This window comes from Hypericibacter sp., assembly GCF_050729195.1.
GTDB lineage: Bacteria > Pseudomonadota > Alphaproteobacteria > Dongiales > Dongiaceae > Hypericibacter.
On the sequence record NZ_JBOHKS010000222.1, the window covers coordinates 23,494 to 39,533 of the forward strand.

General features: G+C 67.0%; 16 protein-coding genes. 4 read left to right on the forward strand and 12 right to left on the reverse strand.

Annotation, left to right across the window (positions count from 1 at the left end):
* Positions 1-153 precede the first annotated feature (153 nt).
* The 4 genes from ntrC to ACREE8_RS17550 form a co-directional block, all read right to left on the reverse strand.
* Positions 154-1,590, reverse strand: coding sequence for a nitrogen regulation protein NR(I) (gene ntrC, locus ACREE8_RS17535; RefSeq protein ID WP_431574296.1), 1,437 nt, complete (start codon positions 1,588-1,590; stop codon positions 154-156).
* 4 nt (positions 1,591-1,594) lie between these two features.
* Complete coding sequence (locus tag ACREE8_RS17540) at positions 1,595-2,770, reverse strand: two-component system sensor histidine kinase NtrB (protein WP_431574297.1); 1,176 nt, start codon at positions 2,768-2,770, stop codon at positions 1,595-1,597.
* Between the two features lies 1 nt (position 2,771).
* Complete coding sequence (gene dusB, locus ACREE8_RS17545; protein WP_431574298.1) at positions 2,772-3,758, reverse strand: tRNA dihydrouridine synthase DusB; 987 nt, start codon at positions 3,756-3,758, stop codon at positions 2,772-2,774.
* Between the two features lie 148 nt (positions 3,759-3,906).
* Positions 3,907-4,707, reverse strand: a complete 801-nt coding sequence (locus ACREE8_RS17550) for a cytochrome C assembly family protein (RefSeq protein WP_431574299.1) — start codon at positions 4,705-4,707, stop codon at positions 3,907-3,909.
* 179 nt (positions 4,708-4,886) lie between these two features.
* Here ACREE8_RS17550 and ACREE8_RS17555 point away from each other — a divergent pair, with 179 nt between their 5' ends.
* The 3 genes from ACREE8_RS17555 to ACREE8_RS17565 are packed head-to-tail and all read left to right on the forward strand — an operon-like array spanning position 4,887 to position 7,350.
* Entirely contained in the window at positions 4,887-6,056 is a 1,170-nt protein-coding gene (locus ACREE8_RS17555) for a bifunctional 2-C-methyl-D-erythritol 4-phosphate cytidylyltransferase/2-C-methyl-D-erythritol 2,4-cyclodiphosphate synthase (protein WP_431574300.1), read from the forward strand.
* Entirely contained in the window at positions 6,053-6,541 is a 489-nt protein-coding gene (locus ACREE8_RS17560; protein ID WP_431574301.1) for a CinA family protein, read from the forward strand. The genes ACREE8_RS17555 and ACREE8_RS17560 overlap by 4 nt, the downstream gene beginning before the upstream one ends.
* A complete protein-coding gene (locus ACREE8_RS17565; RefSeq protein ID WP_431574302.1) occupies positions 6,538-7,350 on the forward strand; it encodes a hypothetical protein in 813 nt (270 codons plus the stop codon). The genes ACREE8_RS17560 and ACREE8_RS17565 overlap by 4 nt, the downstream gene beginning before the upstream one ends.
* 10 nt (positions 7,351-7,360) lie before the next feature.
* Here ACREE8_RS17565 and ACREE8_RS17570 read toward each other — a convergent pair whose 3' ends face one another.
* The 8 genes from ACREE8_RS17570 to hemP form a co-directional block, all read right to left on the reverse strand.
* Positions 7,361-7,552 carry a hypothetical protein gene (locus ACREE8_RS17570; RefSeq protein WP_431574303.1) on the reverse strand — a complete coding sequence of 64 codons (192 nt, stop codon included), beginning with the start codon at positions 7,550-7,552 and terminating at the stop codon, positions 7,361-7,363.
* A gap of 159 nt (positions 7,553-7,711) precedes the next feature.
* Positions 7,712-8,098 (reverse strand): hypothetical protein, encoded by a 387-nt coding sequence (locus ACREE8_RS17575; protein WP_431574304.1) that lies wholly within the window; start codon positions 8,096-8,098, stop codon positions 7,712-7,714.
* 11 nt (positions 8,099-8,109) lie between these two features.
* Entirely contained in the window at positions 8,110-8,913 is an 804-nt protein-coding gene (locus ACREE8_RS17580; protein ID WP_431574305.1) for a heme ABC transporter ATP-binding protein, read from the reverse strand.
* Positions 8,913-9,980 (reverse strand): FecCD family ABC transporter permease, encoded by a 1,068-nt coding sequence (locus tag ACREE8_RS17585; protein WP_431574306.1) that lies wholly within the window; start codon positions 9,978-9,980, stop codon positions 8,913-8,915. Before ACREE8_RS17585 ends, ACREE8_RS17580 begins: the two co-directional genes overlap by 1 nt.
* On the reverse strand, positions 9,977-10,864 hold the full coding sequence (locus ACREE8_RS17590; protein ID WP_431574307.1) for a heme/hemin ABC transporter substrate-binding protein: 888 nt from the start codon (positions 10,862-10,864) through the stop codon (positions 9,977-9,979). The genes ACREE8_RS17585 and ACREE8_RS17590 overlap by 4 nt, the downstream gene beginning before the upstream one ends.
* Positions 10,865-10,869: 5 nt before the next feature.
* Positions 10,870-11,943 carry a hemin-degrading factor gene (locus tag ACREE8_RS17595; protein WP_431574308.1) on the reverse strand — a complete coding sequence of 358 codons (1,074 nt, stop codon included), beginning with the start codon at positions 11,941-11,943 and terminating at the stop codon, positions 10,870-10,872.
* A gap of 22 nt (positions 11,944-11,965) precedes the next feature.
* Entirely contained in the window at positions 11,966-14,200 is a 2,235-nt protein-coding gene (locus tag ACREE8_RS17600) for a TonB-dependent receptor domain-containing protein (protein ID WP_431574309.1), read from the reverse strand.
* Positions 14,201-14,426: 226 nt separating this feature from the next.
* Positions 14,427-14,555, reverse strand: a complete 129-nt coding sequence (hemP, locus tag ACREE8_RS17605; protein WP_431574312.1) for a hemin uptake protein HemP — start codon at positions 14,553-14,555, stop codon at positions 14,427-14,429.
* Positions 14,556-14,820: 265 nt separating this feature from the next.
* On the opposite strand from hemP, the gene ACREE8_RS17610 reads away from it, so the two are divergent.
* Positions 14,821-15,912, forward strand: coding sequence for an energy transducer TonB (locus ACREE8_RS17610; RefSeq protein WP_431574310.1), 1,092 nt, complete (start codon positions 14,821-14,823; stop codon positions 15,910-15,912).
* Positions 15,913-16,040 lie beyond the last annotated feature (128 nt).

Sequence of the window (16,040 nt, forward strand, 5' to 3'; positions counted from 1 at the left end):
CGCCCAGTCAAGAAATGACCGATAAAGCGGTTCGGGGCTCCAAGAGCGTCCCGCCGCAGCGCTCGGCGCGGTGTCGTCGGCCTGCATTGGCTTTCAGGCCCTGGCTAAATCGTCATGTCGGGCTGGAGTGGGTCCGGGATGCCAGGATGAGCCCTACTTTAAGCCGCGCAGGACGGATATGTCCAATTCCCGGATTTTCTTGCGCAAAGTGTTCCGATTCAGCCCCAGCATCTCGGCCGCCCGGATCTGGTTGCCCCGCGTCGCCTCCAGCGAAAGCTGGATCAGGGGGCGCTCGATTTCGCGCAAGACCCGGTCATAAAGGCCCCGGGCCGGCAGCCCATGGGTATGGGCGGCGAAATAGTCCCGCAAATGCCGCTCGGCCGCCGTGGCCAGCGACTCGCTGGTGGGTTTGCCGGGGGTGGCGGCGCTGGCGATCGCGGCCAGCTCCCGGGCCACGATATCGGCCCCGATGACATCCTCGCCATAGATCACCGCGACGCGGCGGACCAGATTCTCGAGCTCGCGGACATTGCCCGGCCATTCATAGCGCTGCAGCCGCTCGATCGATGCGGCGTCGAACATCTTGGCGCTGCCGCCCTCCTCCGTCGCCCGGTTGAGGAAATGCCGGACCAGGTCGGGAATGTCCTCGATGCGCTCGCGCAACGGGGGCAGACGCAAGGGCACCACATTGAGGCGATAGTAGAGATCCTCGCGGAACTGGCCGCGGCGGACCTGCTCGCGCAGGTCGCGATGGGTGGCCGCGACGATGCGCAAATCCGCCCGGATCGCCTCGCGTCCGCCCACGGTGGTGAACTCGCCCTCCTGCAGCACGCGCAGGAGCCGGGTCTGGGCCTCGAGCGGCATGTCGCCGATCTCGTCGAGGAAGAGCGTGCCGCCCGCCGCCTGCTCGAACCGGCCGGTCGCCTTGTTGATCGCGCCGGTGAAGGAGCCGCGCTCATGGCCGAACAGATCGCTCTCGATCAGGTCGCGCGGAATGGCCGCCATGTTGACCGCGACGAAGGGACCTTTGCGCCGGCGGCCATAATCATGCAGCGCCCGCGCGATCAGCTCCTTGCCGGTGCCGGATTCGCCAGTCAGCAGAACCGTGAGATCGCTGGTCATGAGCCGTGCCAGGAGGCGATAGATCTCCTGCATGGCTGGCGAGCGTCCGACGATCGGCAGCGCCTCTTCATCGCCCGGCTTGGCCACGACCAGGGTCGGCTTCGAGCGCGAGAGCGCCCGTTCGACCGCGTTGCGCAGATCGCCCAGATCGAAGGGCTTGGCCAGATAGTCGAAGGCGCCGCCCTCGGTTGCCTTCACCGCCGTCAGCAGCGTGTTGCGGGCGCTCATCACGATCACGCGCAGATCGGGGCGCAGCTTGCGGATGCGCGGCAGCAGATCGAGGCCATTCTCGTCGGGCATCACCACGTCGGTGATGACCAGATCGCCGGCGCCGTCCTTGACCCAGCGCCAGAGCGTGGCGGCGTCGCCGGCGGTGCGAACCTGATGGCCTAATCTCCCAAGCGCCTCCGTCAGCACGGTGCGGATGGCGCGGTCGTCATCGGCGACGAGAATGGTGTTGGCGGCCATGGCGTCAGGTCTCCACCGCGGCCGGCAGGAGCACGGTGAAAACCGTGCGGCCGGGCACGCTCTCGAATTCGATGGCGCCGCCATGATCGGCGACGATCTTGGCGGCGAGTGCAAGTCCGAGGCCCTTGCCCGTCGCCTTGCTGGTGACGAAGGGATCGAACAGATGCGCCTGCAGGGCGTCGGGCACGCCGCTTCCGTTGTCCTCGATCGAGACCGCCAGCGGCAGATGAGGTGCCGCCCCGCCGCCGGGCCGCGTCAGCTTCGCCCCCTGGCGATAGCGCGTGATCAGCCGGATACGGCCGGTCTTGGCTTGCGTCGCCTCTGCCGCGTTCTTGAAGAGGTTGAGGAAAAGCTGGATCAGCAGGTCGCGATGGCCATGCAGCAGCGGCAGGGACGGATCGTAATCCGCGATGACCGCGCGCCCGTTGGCGACGCCGGCCGCGCCCAGATGGCGCACGTGATCCAGCACCTCGTGGATATTGAGCGTGCTGAAGGCCACGGGTGCCGCTTGCGCGAACATCTCCATGCGATCGACCAGGTCGCGGATCCGATCGGCCTCTTCGCGGATCAAGGCTGCCAGCATCTGCCGGCTCGGCGGCAGATCGGGCTCGATCAACTGCGCGGCGCCCCGGATGCCTGAGAGCGGATTCTTGATTTCATGGGCCAGCAGCGCCGCCATGGCATTGAGCGAGCGCACGGCGCCCTGCTGCTGCGCCTGACGGTCGAGGCCGCGCGCGATCAATCGTTCGCGCAAGAGAATGGCGACCCAGCCGGGCCGGTTTGCCAGCGGCGCCAGATCGACCGCCGCCTCGCGCCGGCCGAAGCGCGGCGATTCCACGACGCAGGCTTCCTCGGAGAGCGCCACCCCATCCTGGCGCACCTGATGCACCAGCGTGAGCAGCGGCGAATCCCCGACCAGGATCTCCGTCAGCGCCCGCCCCCGCAGATGCGCGGCACTGGCACCGAGAAACTGTTCGGCCGCCCCATTCACCACGCCGATGCGATCGGCATCGTCGAGTGCGATCACGGGCAGCGGCAGCGCTTCGAGCAGCTCGAGAGCCGCGGGGCCGTCCTGATTGGCGGGGCCGCGCGGGTCATCGCCCGCATTGTTCTTGTCGGCGTTGAGGTCGCGCGCAGCGACAGCGCGGACCGGAACCAGGGTTGCCGTCCGCGCGCTCATCTCAGGCCGCCTCTCGCTCGAGCAGGGGCATGTAGAAGTCGCTCAACAGTCGCTCGACCTGGTCGGGCGCATCGCAACGATTGACCGCGGTCCGGAACTCGGACGAGCCGAACAGGCCCTTCGAGTACCAGCCGAGATGCTTGCGCGCGATCTTGACGCCGGTCGAGATTCCGTAATGCGAGAGCATGTCGCGGTAATGCGCCAGCACCGTCTCGAACTGCCGCAGCAGCGGCGGATCCGGCAGACGCTCGCCGGTGCGCAGATAATGCATGACCTGCTTGAGGAACCACGGGCGGCCATAGGCGCCGCGCCCCACCATCACGCCGTCGGCACCGGAGAGCCGCAGGGCCTCGCTGGCTTCCTCGAGGGTGGTGATGTCGCCATTGACGACGACCGGAATCTTCACCGCTTCCTTGACCTGCCGCACGAAGCTCCAATCGGCGGAGCCGGCATAGAATTGGCAGCGCGTGCGGCCATGGATCGTGACCATGCGGATGCCGGATTCCTCCGCGATCCGCGCCAGGCGCGGCGCGTTGCGGTTGGCATCGTCCCAGCCCATGCGCATCTTGAGCGTCACCGGCAGGGCGACGGCCTTCACGGTCGCTTCGAGAATGCGCGCCGCATGAAGCTCGTCGCGCATCAGGGCCGAACCGGCATGGCCGTTCACGACCTTCTTCACCGGGCAGCCGAAATTGATGTCGATGATCGCGGCGCCCCGATCCTCATTGAGCTTCGCCGCCTCGCCCATCACCTCGGGCTCGCAGCCGGCGAGCTGGACCGCCATCGGCGATTCCTCCGGCACGGTCTCGGCCATCTTCAGCGATTGGCGCGAATGGCGGATCATCGCCTGGCTCGCGATCATCTCGGACACGACGAGACCCGCCCCCCAGGCTTTGACCAGGCGGCGAAACGGCAGATCCGTGACACCCGACATGGGTGCCAGAATCACCGGGTCTTCGAGTCGATGCTTTCCGATCTCAATGCCCATAATTTGGGCAACTCCCGCAAATGCACATAGTTTGAGCATATCGCCCCATCGGCCCTACTATGGCGCGAACTTTGCTGCACTGCAATAGCTAGAAATTCTTATGTATCGCCGTTACTTACGGGGAAGTGACGACAAACCCTGCGGCCGATCAGGCGAGAATGATCTGGGTCACGACCTTCACGCCGGGATAGGCCAGCGTGAGGAGGAGATAGGCGAGCAACGCGATTCGCGCCGCTCTGCGGCCGCGCAAACCGCTGACACGATGCAGCAGCAACAAGATCCCGATGACGAGGAAGGCCAGCAGCGAGAATACCGTCTTGTGGTCGAGGATGAGCAGCCGGTGCGCTTCCATATATTCGGTCGCCATGCCGGTCAGCAGCCCGACGCCCAACACGAAGAGGCCGATCGCCATGAGGCGCACCTCGAGCGTCTCGCAATCGGTCATCGAGGGCAGCGCGCGCGTGATCGCCGTGGGCCGTTTCGCCTTCAAGGCGCGCTCCTGCAGGAACAGCGCGAGGCTCGCGACCGCGGCCAGAGTCACCAGCCCATAAGTCGAGACCGAGATCAGGATATGGAGATCGAGCCAGGCGGTCGCGGCCCCGGCCGAGAGCGGCGCCGAGGGCAGCCCCGCCACGCAGGTTGCGAGCAGCCCCAGCAGCAGCAGATAAGGCAGCAACAGGATCGACAGCCGCAGGCTCTCGCGCACCAGGGCCCCCAGCAGCGCAAAGATCAGCAGGCAGGCGGCAATCGTGGCCCACAGGGCCTGGGACAGGCCGGGCGTCCAGCCATGGCCCTGATGCACGGCAAGGACCGTGCAGGCGCCGGCGATCGCCACCGCCAAAAGCACCCAGAAGGACGCCGCCGCCGCGCCCGGCCGCCGCCAGACCAGCAGCGTCACGGGCAGCAGAGCCACCGCCGCCGCCAGGCTCAACAGATATCCGTTCGTCATCTCGTCGCCGCTCATGGCGCGGCACTATAGAGGCCGGCCCCGGGAGCCGCCACCGGTGGTGCTATTGTCCCCTCCCCCGCTTCGCGGTGGAGGGGACAAGTGGAGACCTTGGCAAGTTGCGGCCATGGTTCTAGCTTCGCCGGCATCATGCTTTGCCAGATCCATTCCGAGACACGTCCATGAGCGGGACGATCGCGCTGATCGTCGCGGCGGGCCGGGGTGCGCGCTTCGGCGGCGACATCCCCAAGCAATATCGCCAGCTGGGCGGCCGCGCCGTGCTGCGTCATGCCGTGGAGCGGCTGCTCGCGCATCCCGGCATTGCCGATGTCCGGGTCGTGATTTCGCCCGAGGATCGCGCCCGTTACGACGAGGCGATCGCCGGCCTCAAGTTGCTGGCCCCCGTTGCCGGCGGGGCCACGCGCCAGCAATCGGTGCGCAACGGGCTCGAGAGCCTGACGCCCTTGAAGCCCGATGCGGTCCTGATCCATGACGCCGCCCGCCCCTTTCTCGATGACGGCGTGATCGACCGCGTGATCGCCGGCATCGGCCGCGCGCCCGGTGCCATTGCGGCGCTGCCGGTTGTCGACACCATCAAGCGGGCGAAAGATCCCGCAGGCGCCAGCCCACGGATCGAGACCACCACCAGCCGCGACCGGCTCTGGCGCGCGCAGACGCCGCAGGGCTTTCGCTTCGACGCCATTCTGGAGGCGCATCGCGCCGCCTCGGGCACCGAGCATACCGACGATGCCGCGATCGCCGAGGCGACGGGGCTCGCGGTCGAGCTGGTCATGGGCAGCGAAGAAAACTTCAAGATCACGACGGAGGGGGATTTGCAGCGTGCCGAGAGGCTGCTGGGCGGTGGCGCCTGGGAATATCGCAGCGCCGGCGGCTATGACGTCCATCGCTTCGCGCCCGGCGACGCGATCATGCTCTGCGGCATCCGCGTGCCCCACAGCGCCGCGCTGGAGGGTCACTCCGACGCCGATGTGGGTCTGCATGCGTTGACCGACGCGCTGCTGGGCGCCATCGGCGCCGGCGATATCGGCCAGCATTTCCCGCCGAGCGATCCGAGATGGCGCGGCGCGGACTCCTCCAAGTTCCTGGCCCATGCGGGCGAGTTGGTCGCGGCCAAGGGCGGACGCATCACCCATCTCGATGTGACGATCATCTGCGAACGCCCGAAGGTCGGGCCCCATCGCACGGCGATGGTCGAGCGCATCGCGGCGATCCTGGGTCTCGAGACCGGCCGCGTCAGCGTCAAGGCGACGACCACGGAAGGGCTGGGCTTCACCGGCCGCGGCGAAGGCATCGCGGCGCAGGCGACGGCGACGGTGGCGCTGCCCGCATGACGGCAGACCCCGCAATCGCGCCGGCCGACCTGCTGGAGCGCTATCGGCGCGCCGGCAAGAAGATCGCGACCGCCGAATCCTGCACCGGCGGCATGGTGGCGGCAGCCCTCACCGACATCGCCGGTTCGTCGGACGTGGTCGACCGCGGCTTCGTCACCTACTCGAACGAAGCCAAGAGCGAGCTGATCGACGTGCCCGCTGACATGATCCAGCGTGTCGGTGCCGTCAGCGCCGAGGTCGCCCTGGCCATGGCCAAAGGCGCCCTTGCCCACTCCCATGCCGACATGGCGGTTTCGATCACCGGCATCGCCGGACCCGGCGGCGGCACCGCCACGAAGCCGGTCGGGCTCGTCTGGTTCGGGCTCGCAAACCGCAGCGGCGGCACGCTGGTCGAGAAGCGCAATTTTACCGGCGATCGCGCCGCGATCCGCCGGCAGGCCGTCGCCACGGCCCTCGCTCTCCTCGAATACGCGATCTCCGAGTGACGCCGAAGCGCCGGCCCTTTGGCATCGATTTCAGCGGTGCCAGATTGGCTGGCAAGGCGATCTGGATCGCCGAGGGCCGGCTCGATGGCAAGAACCGCGTCGAGCTGGTGGATTGCTACCCGGCCTCGGCGCTGCCGCGCTCTGGCGCGGATCGCACACTCGCCCTCGCCGCCTTGCGCCGGCTGATCGCGACCACGCCCGATGGAATCTTCGGCTGCGACTTTCCGGTCGGGCTGCCGCGCAACGTGCTTCAAGGCGCCGATTGGAAGAGCTTCATCGGCAGCTTCCATCGCCATGAGCATGCCGAGGCGTTCCGCGAAACCTGCCGGCGCATCACCCAGGGCAAGGAGATCAGGCGCGAGACCGACAAGATCGCGAAGACGCCCTTCTGCGCCTGGAACCTGCGGCTCTATCGCCAGACCTATCACGGGCTCGCCGACATCGTGGCGCCGCTCCATCGCGAACGCCTGGCCAGCATCATCTCGGTCGAGCCGCCGCATCCGGAACGCGCCTGGATCGCCGAGACCTGCCCGGCCTCGGTGCTGAAGCGGCTGGATCTCTATCGGCCCTATAAGGGCAGGACGCCGGCCACGCGCAGCATGCGCCGCGACATCATCGCGGTGCTGATCGAACGGGGCTATCTGCTGGCCCCCTCGCGCTCGCACCGGGACCGGCTGATCGACGACCAAGGCGGCGACGCGCTCGACAGCGTGATCGCCTGCCTCGCAGCCGCAGCGGCGCTGCACCAACTGGGCGGCCCGATCAGCGAAACCGATCGGATCGAGGGAAAGGTCTTCTTCGAGCTGTGAGGCTCAGCCGCTATTCGCGGATCAGGACCAGCGCGTCGGCCGGCACAGTGAAGGATTCGTCGGCGCCGGCGAAATCCACGTCATAAGCCGAAGGCGGATTGCCGTAAGCCTCGAGCACCGTACCGATGGTCATGCGCTGCACCGGCACTTCGGCGCAGGTGGTCCGCAACAGCACGCGGTCATATTCGGCGAATTTCGCCATCACAATAACTCCTCGAACAGCGCCGGCGGGGGACCAGCCATGAATCATCTGGTTCCTTGCTACGACAGTCTCCATCCGAGGCGGGATGTCATAGTTGTGACGGTTCCGCGCAAAAGTTACGGGAAATAGCGCGGGCGACGCGGCTCGACGATCCTTGAATCAGGAACGCGACGCCGCTGGGGCTTGCGTGACATGCCACAGCACGCCGCTGGGATCGAACAGGAAGGCGACTTTCAATCTCCAGGCTTGGAGACGCGGTGCGACGGGCGGCCGCACGCCGTGACGCGCCACGAGACCGTCCCGATCCAACCCGTTCCACCAGCCGTCGAGATCGGCGAGCGTGAGCTGCATCATGCAATTGGCGGCCCATTCCTCGACATGGAAGTTCTGCAGCAGGAAGGAATGGTCGCCGAGCTGCAGCAACGCCAGCTGCTCCGTCTCGAAGCCGATGACGAAGCCCAGCTCCAGATAGAAGCGCCTGCTTGCCGCGAAATCCTTCGCCGGCAGGAAGGTTCGTAACGCCAGTGCCGAGGGCCCCTCGAACATGGCTGGGCCGCTTACGGGAAAGGAGTGGGCGCCGCTGCCGGCAGCAGCACCGGCACACCCGTCTCGGGATGGGTCAGCGCCAGCATCGGCAGGCCATAGACCTCCCCTGCCCGCTGCGGCGTCAGGACCTCGGCGGGCGTGCCGTCGGCGACGAAGCGCCCTTTGGCGATCAGGAGCACGCGGTCGGCGAAGGCGGCGGCGAGATTGAGATCATGGAGCGAGATCACCACGCCGCAACCGCGCGCCGCCATGAGGCGCGCCGTGCGCAGCACCGTCTGCTGATAGGCGGGATCGAGATTCGAGACCGGCTCGTCGAGCAGCAGATAGCGCGGCTCGCCGGGCGATCCCTCGCCCCAGATCTGGGCCAGCGCACGCGCCAGATGGACGCGCTGCTGCTCGCCGCCGGAGAGCTTGCGATAGTCGCGCTGTGCGAAGCCGGCGAGGCCGACCGTGGCCAACGCTCCGAGAACGGCTTGATTGTCGTCGCTGCGGACCGCGTGATCGATATGGGCGCTGCGACCGAGCGCCACCACATCCTCGACCGAGAAGCCGAACACCAGATGGTTATGCTGTGGCAGGACCGACCGGCGCAGCGCCAGGGCCGCGGCGGGCCAAGCGGCGAGATCGCGGCCATCGAGCATCGCGCGGCCCGCGGTCGGCTCGAGCTCGCCCGAGAGCGCCTTCAGCAGAGTCGATTTGCCGGCCCCGTTGGGACCGAGCAGCGCCAAGACCTCGCCCGACCTTACGGCGAGGTCGGCGTCGGCCAGAACGGTGCGCGAGCCCCGGTCCAGCCGGGCATGATCGAGCGCCAGCATCAGAAGGCCTCCCGGCGGCGCAGCCGCCACAGGAAGAAGGGTGCGCCGACGAAGCTGGTGACGACACCGATCGGCAGCTCCGCCGGCAGCACGATCAGCCGTCCGATGAGATCGGCGATCAGGAGCAGCGACGCACCCAGCAGGGCCGAGGCCGGCAACAGGCGGCGATGGTCGGCCCCGACCAGGAAGCGCGCGAAGTGCGGCACCAGCAACCCGACGAAGCCGATCGTGCCGGTCAAAGCGACCGCGGCACCGGCGGCCAGCGCCGTGACGATCACGAGCTGGCGCTTGATCGGCTCGATCGCGAAGCCGACATGGAAGGCTTCGGCCTCGCCCAGCAGCAGCGCATTCAGCGGACGCGCCAGGCGGACGATCAGCCCGATCGCGACCAGGATCATGATGGCGACCGGCCAGAGCTGGGGCCAGCCGGTGCCGGCAAGGCTGCCCAGGAGCCAGAACATGATGTCGCGCAGCTGCCCGTCCGGCGCCAGGAAGGTCAACAGCCCGAGGCCGGCGGCCGAAACCGCATTGATGGCGATGCCCGCCAGCAGCAGCGTCGCGATGTCCATTCCCTCCTGCCGCACCGAGATCGCATAGATGATCGCGGTCACGACCATGGCGCCGATGAAGGCCGAGAGCGGCAGGAACCAGGCGGCGAGGGCCAACGGCAAAGCCGCCGCCAAGGGGGCGCCGAAGATGATGGCGCCCGCGGCCGCGACCGTGGCGCCGCCGGTAATCCCCAGCAGGCTCGGATCGGCCAGCGGATTGCGGAACAGGCCCTGCAGTGCCGCGCCCGAGACGGCCAGGCTGGCGCCGACCAGAACCGCCAGCACGACGCGCGGCAGGCGCACATGGATCAGGACGGACTGCTCGCCGGCGCCCACCTCCCGCCAATGGCCCAGACCGAGATGCGCCGAGAGGGTGGAAAGGATGTCGAGCGGCCCGATCGCCATGGCGCCGATGCCGAGCCCCAGCACCAGCGACACGGCCAGGAGGATCGAAAGCCCGAGGAACGGCAGCCCGTCGAAACGCCGGCGCCAGCTCCCGTCGATCGCGGGACTCGTCATGGTGTCGTGAGATCGGGTGCGGCGAGGTCGCCCGCCAGCGACGGATGCAGATGCGACGCCAGTTCCGCCGTCGCGGCCGCCGCCCGCGGCCCGAAGCCCAGCAGATAATTCGCGTCGAGCACCAGCACGCGGCCTTCCTTGATGGCCGGGATCAACCCCAGATCGGACCGGGCCGCGAGGCCGTCGAGGCCGCCCAGGGTTGAAAGCCCGTGCTCGGCGATCACGACGAAATCGGGATTGGCGGTCACGGCCGCTTCGGGTGAGAGCGGCTTGTAGCCCTCATAGCCCTGGATCGCGTTGCGTCCGCCGGCGAGCGCGATGACGCCGTCGGCTGCGGTGTTCTGCCCCGCGGCGAGCGGCGCCCCGTCCGACGCGGACAGAATATAGAGCACGCTGGGTTTGGCCTGATCCTTGGCGAGCACCGCCTCGATATGGGTGAAGGATTTCTCGATCCCCGCGGCGAGCTCGGCCCCCTTCGCCTCGGCGCCCACGGCCTTGGCCACTTCCTCGATCTTCTCGGCGACCCCCTCGGCCGTCGGCTCGTCCGAGATGATGACCACCGGCACGCCGGCCGCGGCGATCTGGTCCAGGATCTTCTTCGGTCCCGCATGCGAGACCGCGATCACCAGGTCGGGCGACAAGGCGACGATCGGCTCGGCCGCCAGCGTGCGCATATAGCCGATCTTCGGCAGCGCCAGAGCTTCCCGGGGATAGAGGCTGGTGGTGTCGACCGCGACGATCTGACCGCCATAGCCCAGGGCATAGAGAGTCTCGGTCACGGCCCCGCCGATCGAGACGATCCGCAAGCCCGCCGCGACACCCGGCTTGGCCACAGCCAAGCCGAGCGCCAGAACGAGCGGTATCAGCAGCAAGCGTTGAAGCATGATCTTTATCCCGCCGCGCCGACCGCCTTGAGAGCGAGCGTCGGCCAGGCGCTGTCCTCGACCTGGCCCGGCTTGCGCTTGCCGAACATCCAGGCGATCTGCTGCCCGGCGGCATCGAAGATCTCGAGCGAGGTGACGATGCCGTCCTTGGTCGGCTTGCGCACCAACCAGCAGCTTTCGATCCCATCCTCGCGCAGATGCAGGTTGAAACCGTCATCCAGCACGTTCTGCCAGGGACCCATGCGCTTGACGGTGGCGACCGGCCCGGTATGGATCTGGATGACGCCCGGCGAACCGACGAAGATCATCACCGGCAGGCCCGCCTCGGCCGCCAGCTCCAGGCCGCGCGAGAAGGCGTTCTTGTCGACCCGCTGCGCCAGATCGTCCGGAACCAACCGGAAAGACTGCACGCGGCCCACTTTCAGCTCGCGCAGCATGCCGAAGAAGTCATGCGTGTCCTGGAGCGCACGCCAGCGCGTGTTCAGCGCCGCGGCATCGATCTCCGCATCCGGCCGGTCGGCCGCGGGCGGATCGACCGGCGTGACGGCGATCGCCGCCCCCTGATCCTCGGCCTTGAAATCAGCGACCAGCGCATGGAAGGCCGCGACGTCGCTTTCCGGTTTCAGATAGATCTTATGGACCGCCAGCCCGTCGCGATCGAAGAACTGGAGGCTGTGGCGTTGCCCGCCCTGCTCCAGCGCTTCGGTCACGGCGAAGCCATGCTGCCAATGGCCGAAGAAAAGCCGCAGGTCGATCTCCGGATCCAGGGTGACGCCGCCCTGGTCGTTCAGATGGATCTGGTCATAGCGGCCGACCTTCTCATGCACGCAATATTCATTGCGGGTCAGCGCCATCACCCGACCCAGCGCCGGCATGGCTTCGATCAGAGCCTTCCAGCGCGGCTGCAGCCGCGTGGTGCCGGTGCCGAGATCGGTTGCTACCAGCTCGGCCTCGCTGACGCCGAGCGCCGCGGCCGCGTCGCGGATCCGCTGCTTCGGATTGGCCGCCTTGTGCTCGGTCCAGATCGCCTTGAGGCTGCGCGGATCCCGGCGCTCCGCCGCGGTAGCATCGTCCAGCATATTCTTTTCCTCTCCCTCGGTCCTACCAGGCGATCTGGTAGGACATCATGGCCTTGTAATTGCGTCCGGCCTCGTTCGAGCCCGTGAAGACGCGCGTGTAGGTTTCGTCGAACAGATTGTCGATGCCTGCCGCCAGGGTGAAACCGCGCAGGATCTCCTGCTGTGGCGCCCAGACCGCGTAGATGTCGGTCACGACATAGCCGTCGCGCTCTAGCGTCGGATCGTCGGTGTTGTCGAAGTCCTGCGCCCAGGTGACGTAGGAGCCGATCTGCATGTCGAGCATCTGGATCTTGGCCGCCGTGTGGAAGGTCACGGTGTCGGGCTGCAAGTCGCCCAGCGGCTCGCCGGTCTCGGTGTTCTCGCCGTCGATATGAGAATAGGCGGCGCCGAAGATCATATAGTCGTTCTCGTACTGGGCCTCGAGCTCGACGCCGTCGAGCCTCGCCTTGTTGACGTTGTCGATGATGGTCGTGCCGTCGCAATCGCCCGCGATGAACGGGTTGCAGTCTACGAAGGGCGATGGCTGGACCACGTTGCGCGAGATCAGATCGTCGCCATAGGTCAGGAACCAGCCGCCCTTGGCGGTGGCGCGGTCATCCGCCATGAGCACATCCTCGAAATCGAGCCCCATGCCGGCTTCGACCGTCTGCGTGGTCTGCGACTTGAGATCGGGATTGGGCTGGAACCGGTTGACGATGGTCGGGAATGGCGGCCCCAGCGGAATCTCGAAATGCACGCCGGTCAGATAGAGATCGTTGATATTCGGCGCCGAGAAGGCATAGCCGTAGCTGCCATAGAACATCAGCCAGTCGGTCGGCATATAGCTCGTGGCGATCTTGGGCGAGACGGCGGTATCGACATTGTCGTTGGCGAGATCGCTGTCCGACGCGTAATAGTCGAACCGGACGCCGGGGATGATCAGGAAGTCGCCGGGCATGCCGAAGGGTGCCGGAACCGTGAACTCGGCCTGGGTGAAGACGCCGGCCAGGTTGGAATAAGCGTCGGGCACGCCGGCGAGATCCTCGCCGTCATCGTCGCCATTCTGGTTGTCGCGATAAGCCTCGACGCCGTAGGTGAAGACGACGTTGCTATCAGTCCCGAGGTTGAACCGGGTCCGGTTATCGACCCGCATGCCCACGGTATCGAGATCGCGCTTCAGTTCCTCGCCCTCAGGCCCGGGTCCGAGATCGTCGATCCGCTTCTCGTGGATGTTGTTCTGCGTGTAATAGACGGTCGCGTCGAGATCGATCCACTGATTGCCCGGCTCGTGGAAATTATAGGTGCCGCGCCAGGTCTGGGTGATGATGTCCTTGTCCTGGAGACCATCATCCGTGGTCGACTGGGGATTGCCGGGCTCGGTGGCGCTGCCGTCATAGCGCAGCCAGGCGCCTTCGAAGCTGTTCGGGCCCATCGTGTATTTGGCCTTGGCCAGACCGCTCAGGATCTGGTCGTCGGCATCGAGTTCCTCGTCATCGCCCAGATCGATATTGTCGGAATCGCGGAACACGAAGCTGCCGATCAGGTCGAGATTGTCGCCGACCTTGCCGAACATGGTGACGCCCGGCGACACCTGGTCGTCGACACTCTGGCCGCCGATGAAGCCGTTCATGCCGAAGGTCTCGCCCGGCTCCAGGAAGTCGGACGCGTCCTTGGTGCGCAGTTCGATCACGCCGCCCAAACCGCCCGAACCGTAGAGCGCCGAGGAGGCGCCGCGCACGACTTCGACCGATTTCAGCAAGGCGGGATCGAGGAAGAAGCGGCTGTCATGGCCGGTGATGAGGTCCTGCCGGGTACCGTCCAGCAGGATGATGACGTCCTGGGCGGTGAAGCCGCGGATGATCGGGGATTCGCCGTTGCGGCGCGGGCCACCGGCGAAGGTGACGTTGGGCACACCGACCATCACGTCGTCGACGGTCGAGGGAATGCGCGTCTGGATCTTTTCCTGATCGATCACCGTGACGCTGCCCGGATATTCGAAGGCCTCCATCGCATTGCGGGTGGCGGTGACGGTCACCGGCGGCACCGACATGCGCGTGACCGGGCTGGTGGCCGGCGGCGGCGGTGTCTCGGTGTTGGTCGGTGTGGTGCCATCCTCGGTCGCCTCGGTGCCGGTCTGGTCTGATGTCTGGCTTTGGGATTGAGTCTGGATTTGCGTCTGTGTCTCCTGGGCCCCCGCGGAGCCGCCGATGAGCCAGAGCGCGATCGGCAGCGCCAGAAATACGGAATAGGTCGTCACGCGTCGAAATAGAGTCGCCATGCCCCTTGTCCTTGCTGATTCAGCATTGTCCGGGGCTGGCGCGCCGGCCTTTTGGGGCCGACGGGTGGGCTGGCTGGGACGAAAGCTGCGTGTTGGACCGATACCCGGAGCCCGGTCGTCTCAAGCCGACGGCTTGAGACGTGAATCGGTCTCCTTACTCTCTTGAGCGAGGGCAGGATTCACGGATCGGCTTGTTTCGCCGATCCGACCCTGACCTCCGTACCGGCTATTTCGTCAAAATGAGCTTCCCTCTCCCTGTGAGGCGGAGCCGGTAGACCTCCTCGCCATGATGGATCAGCAGCTCTTGCCTCCCCCGCAGGAGGTCGCGGCTGCTCACGCCCGAAGGCGTGTCCATTTGCGGGTCGGACGCGGGTCGTGCGGGCGCGGTGCAAGCTGCATCCGCCCCCAGCCCGGCCTTGGCCCGGTCGGTGTTTATGGCGTTCAAGGTCAATCGGTATCCCACCCAAGCACCCGGCCGCCGTTTGCGAACCACCACATCGGGCGGCCAGTACGGGTTTCTGATTAGCGCAATTGCGTTTCATTCGCAATTAGAATGATAATGATTATCTCAGAAAGACGTTTCCGATCATTGGGGAGGGGTCATGCGGTTGCCGGAGGGCATGTCGAGACCGGCCATTTTCTCGGCCTTGTTTCACGGCTCGATCCTGGCCGCGTTCTTGCTCGCCTGGCCGAAGGAGCCGCTCGCACCGGCCGACGCCGGCATGGCCGGCAGCGTCGCGGTGATGATCGTCAGCGGCGGCGGTATGCCCGCCGCTGCGCCCAGCGCGCCGGCCCCCTCGCCCTCCGACAGCGAAACCGCCGAACAAGAGACCGCACCGCCGGCGCCGCAGACCAAGGATCCCGTTCCTATGCCGGATCCGCAGGCGGTCGCGATCGAGGAACTGCCGCCGGTCGAAATGGAGCTGGCCGAACCGCCGCCGCCGCTCGATGAAACCGAGCTCGCCGCAGAGGAGGAGCCGGAGCCCGAAGTCGAGCCGGTGACGATGGCCGAGCTGCCGCTCGAAGCGATGCCGGAGCCGCCACCGCCCGTCGAGGAAGCGCTGGAGGTCGAGAAGATCGTCGAAAAGCCCGTCGTGGAAGAACAGCAGGCTGCAGAAAAGCCGAAGCCGCTGCCCGCGACCAAGCCGACGCCGCCGCGCGAGATTGTGACCGCCGCGAAACCGGCCTCCTCACCGCCCCCGCCTCAACCGCTCGAGACCCAGCTCGCCTCCCTGCCCGCGGCGGACGCGCCCGCCACGGATGCGACCCCCGCAGCAGCCCCTGCTCCCGCTTCGACGGCAGCGCCCTCCGCCGCCAGCCTGGGCGACAGCAGCAGCGATACGACCAGCCCGTCGCAAACCGCCTCGATCGAGACCGGCGCCGACACCGGCACGCCCACCGGTTCGAGCGTCATGCCCGGCCCGTCGGCGGCGGAGCAAGCCGACTATGCGAGCCTGCTGGCGGCCTGGCTCGACCGCCACAAGGAATATCCCGACCGCGCCCGGCGCAAGCATCAGGAAGGCGTCGTGCTCTGCGAGTTCGCCATCGACCGCGAAGGCCATGTGCTGCGCTATCGCATCGTCCAGGGCTCGGGCTATGAACTGTTGGATGAAGAGGTGAGCGATCTGATGGCGCGCGCCAATCCGGTGCCCCCGCCCCCGGCCGGCATGGATCAGATCTATCTGGTGCCGATCGTCTTCGCGCTGAATTAGCGCGTGGCCGGCATGGCGGCCGCGGGCGCCGGTGCCGCTGCCGGTGCTGCGACCGGCGGCAGGACGAGCCCGGCGCCGGCGAACTCGATCCCAGCCTCCTTGAAGCCAATGATCAGACGCTTCATCGC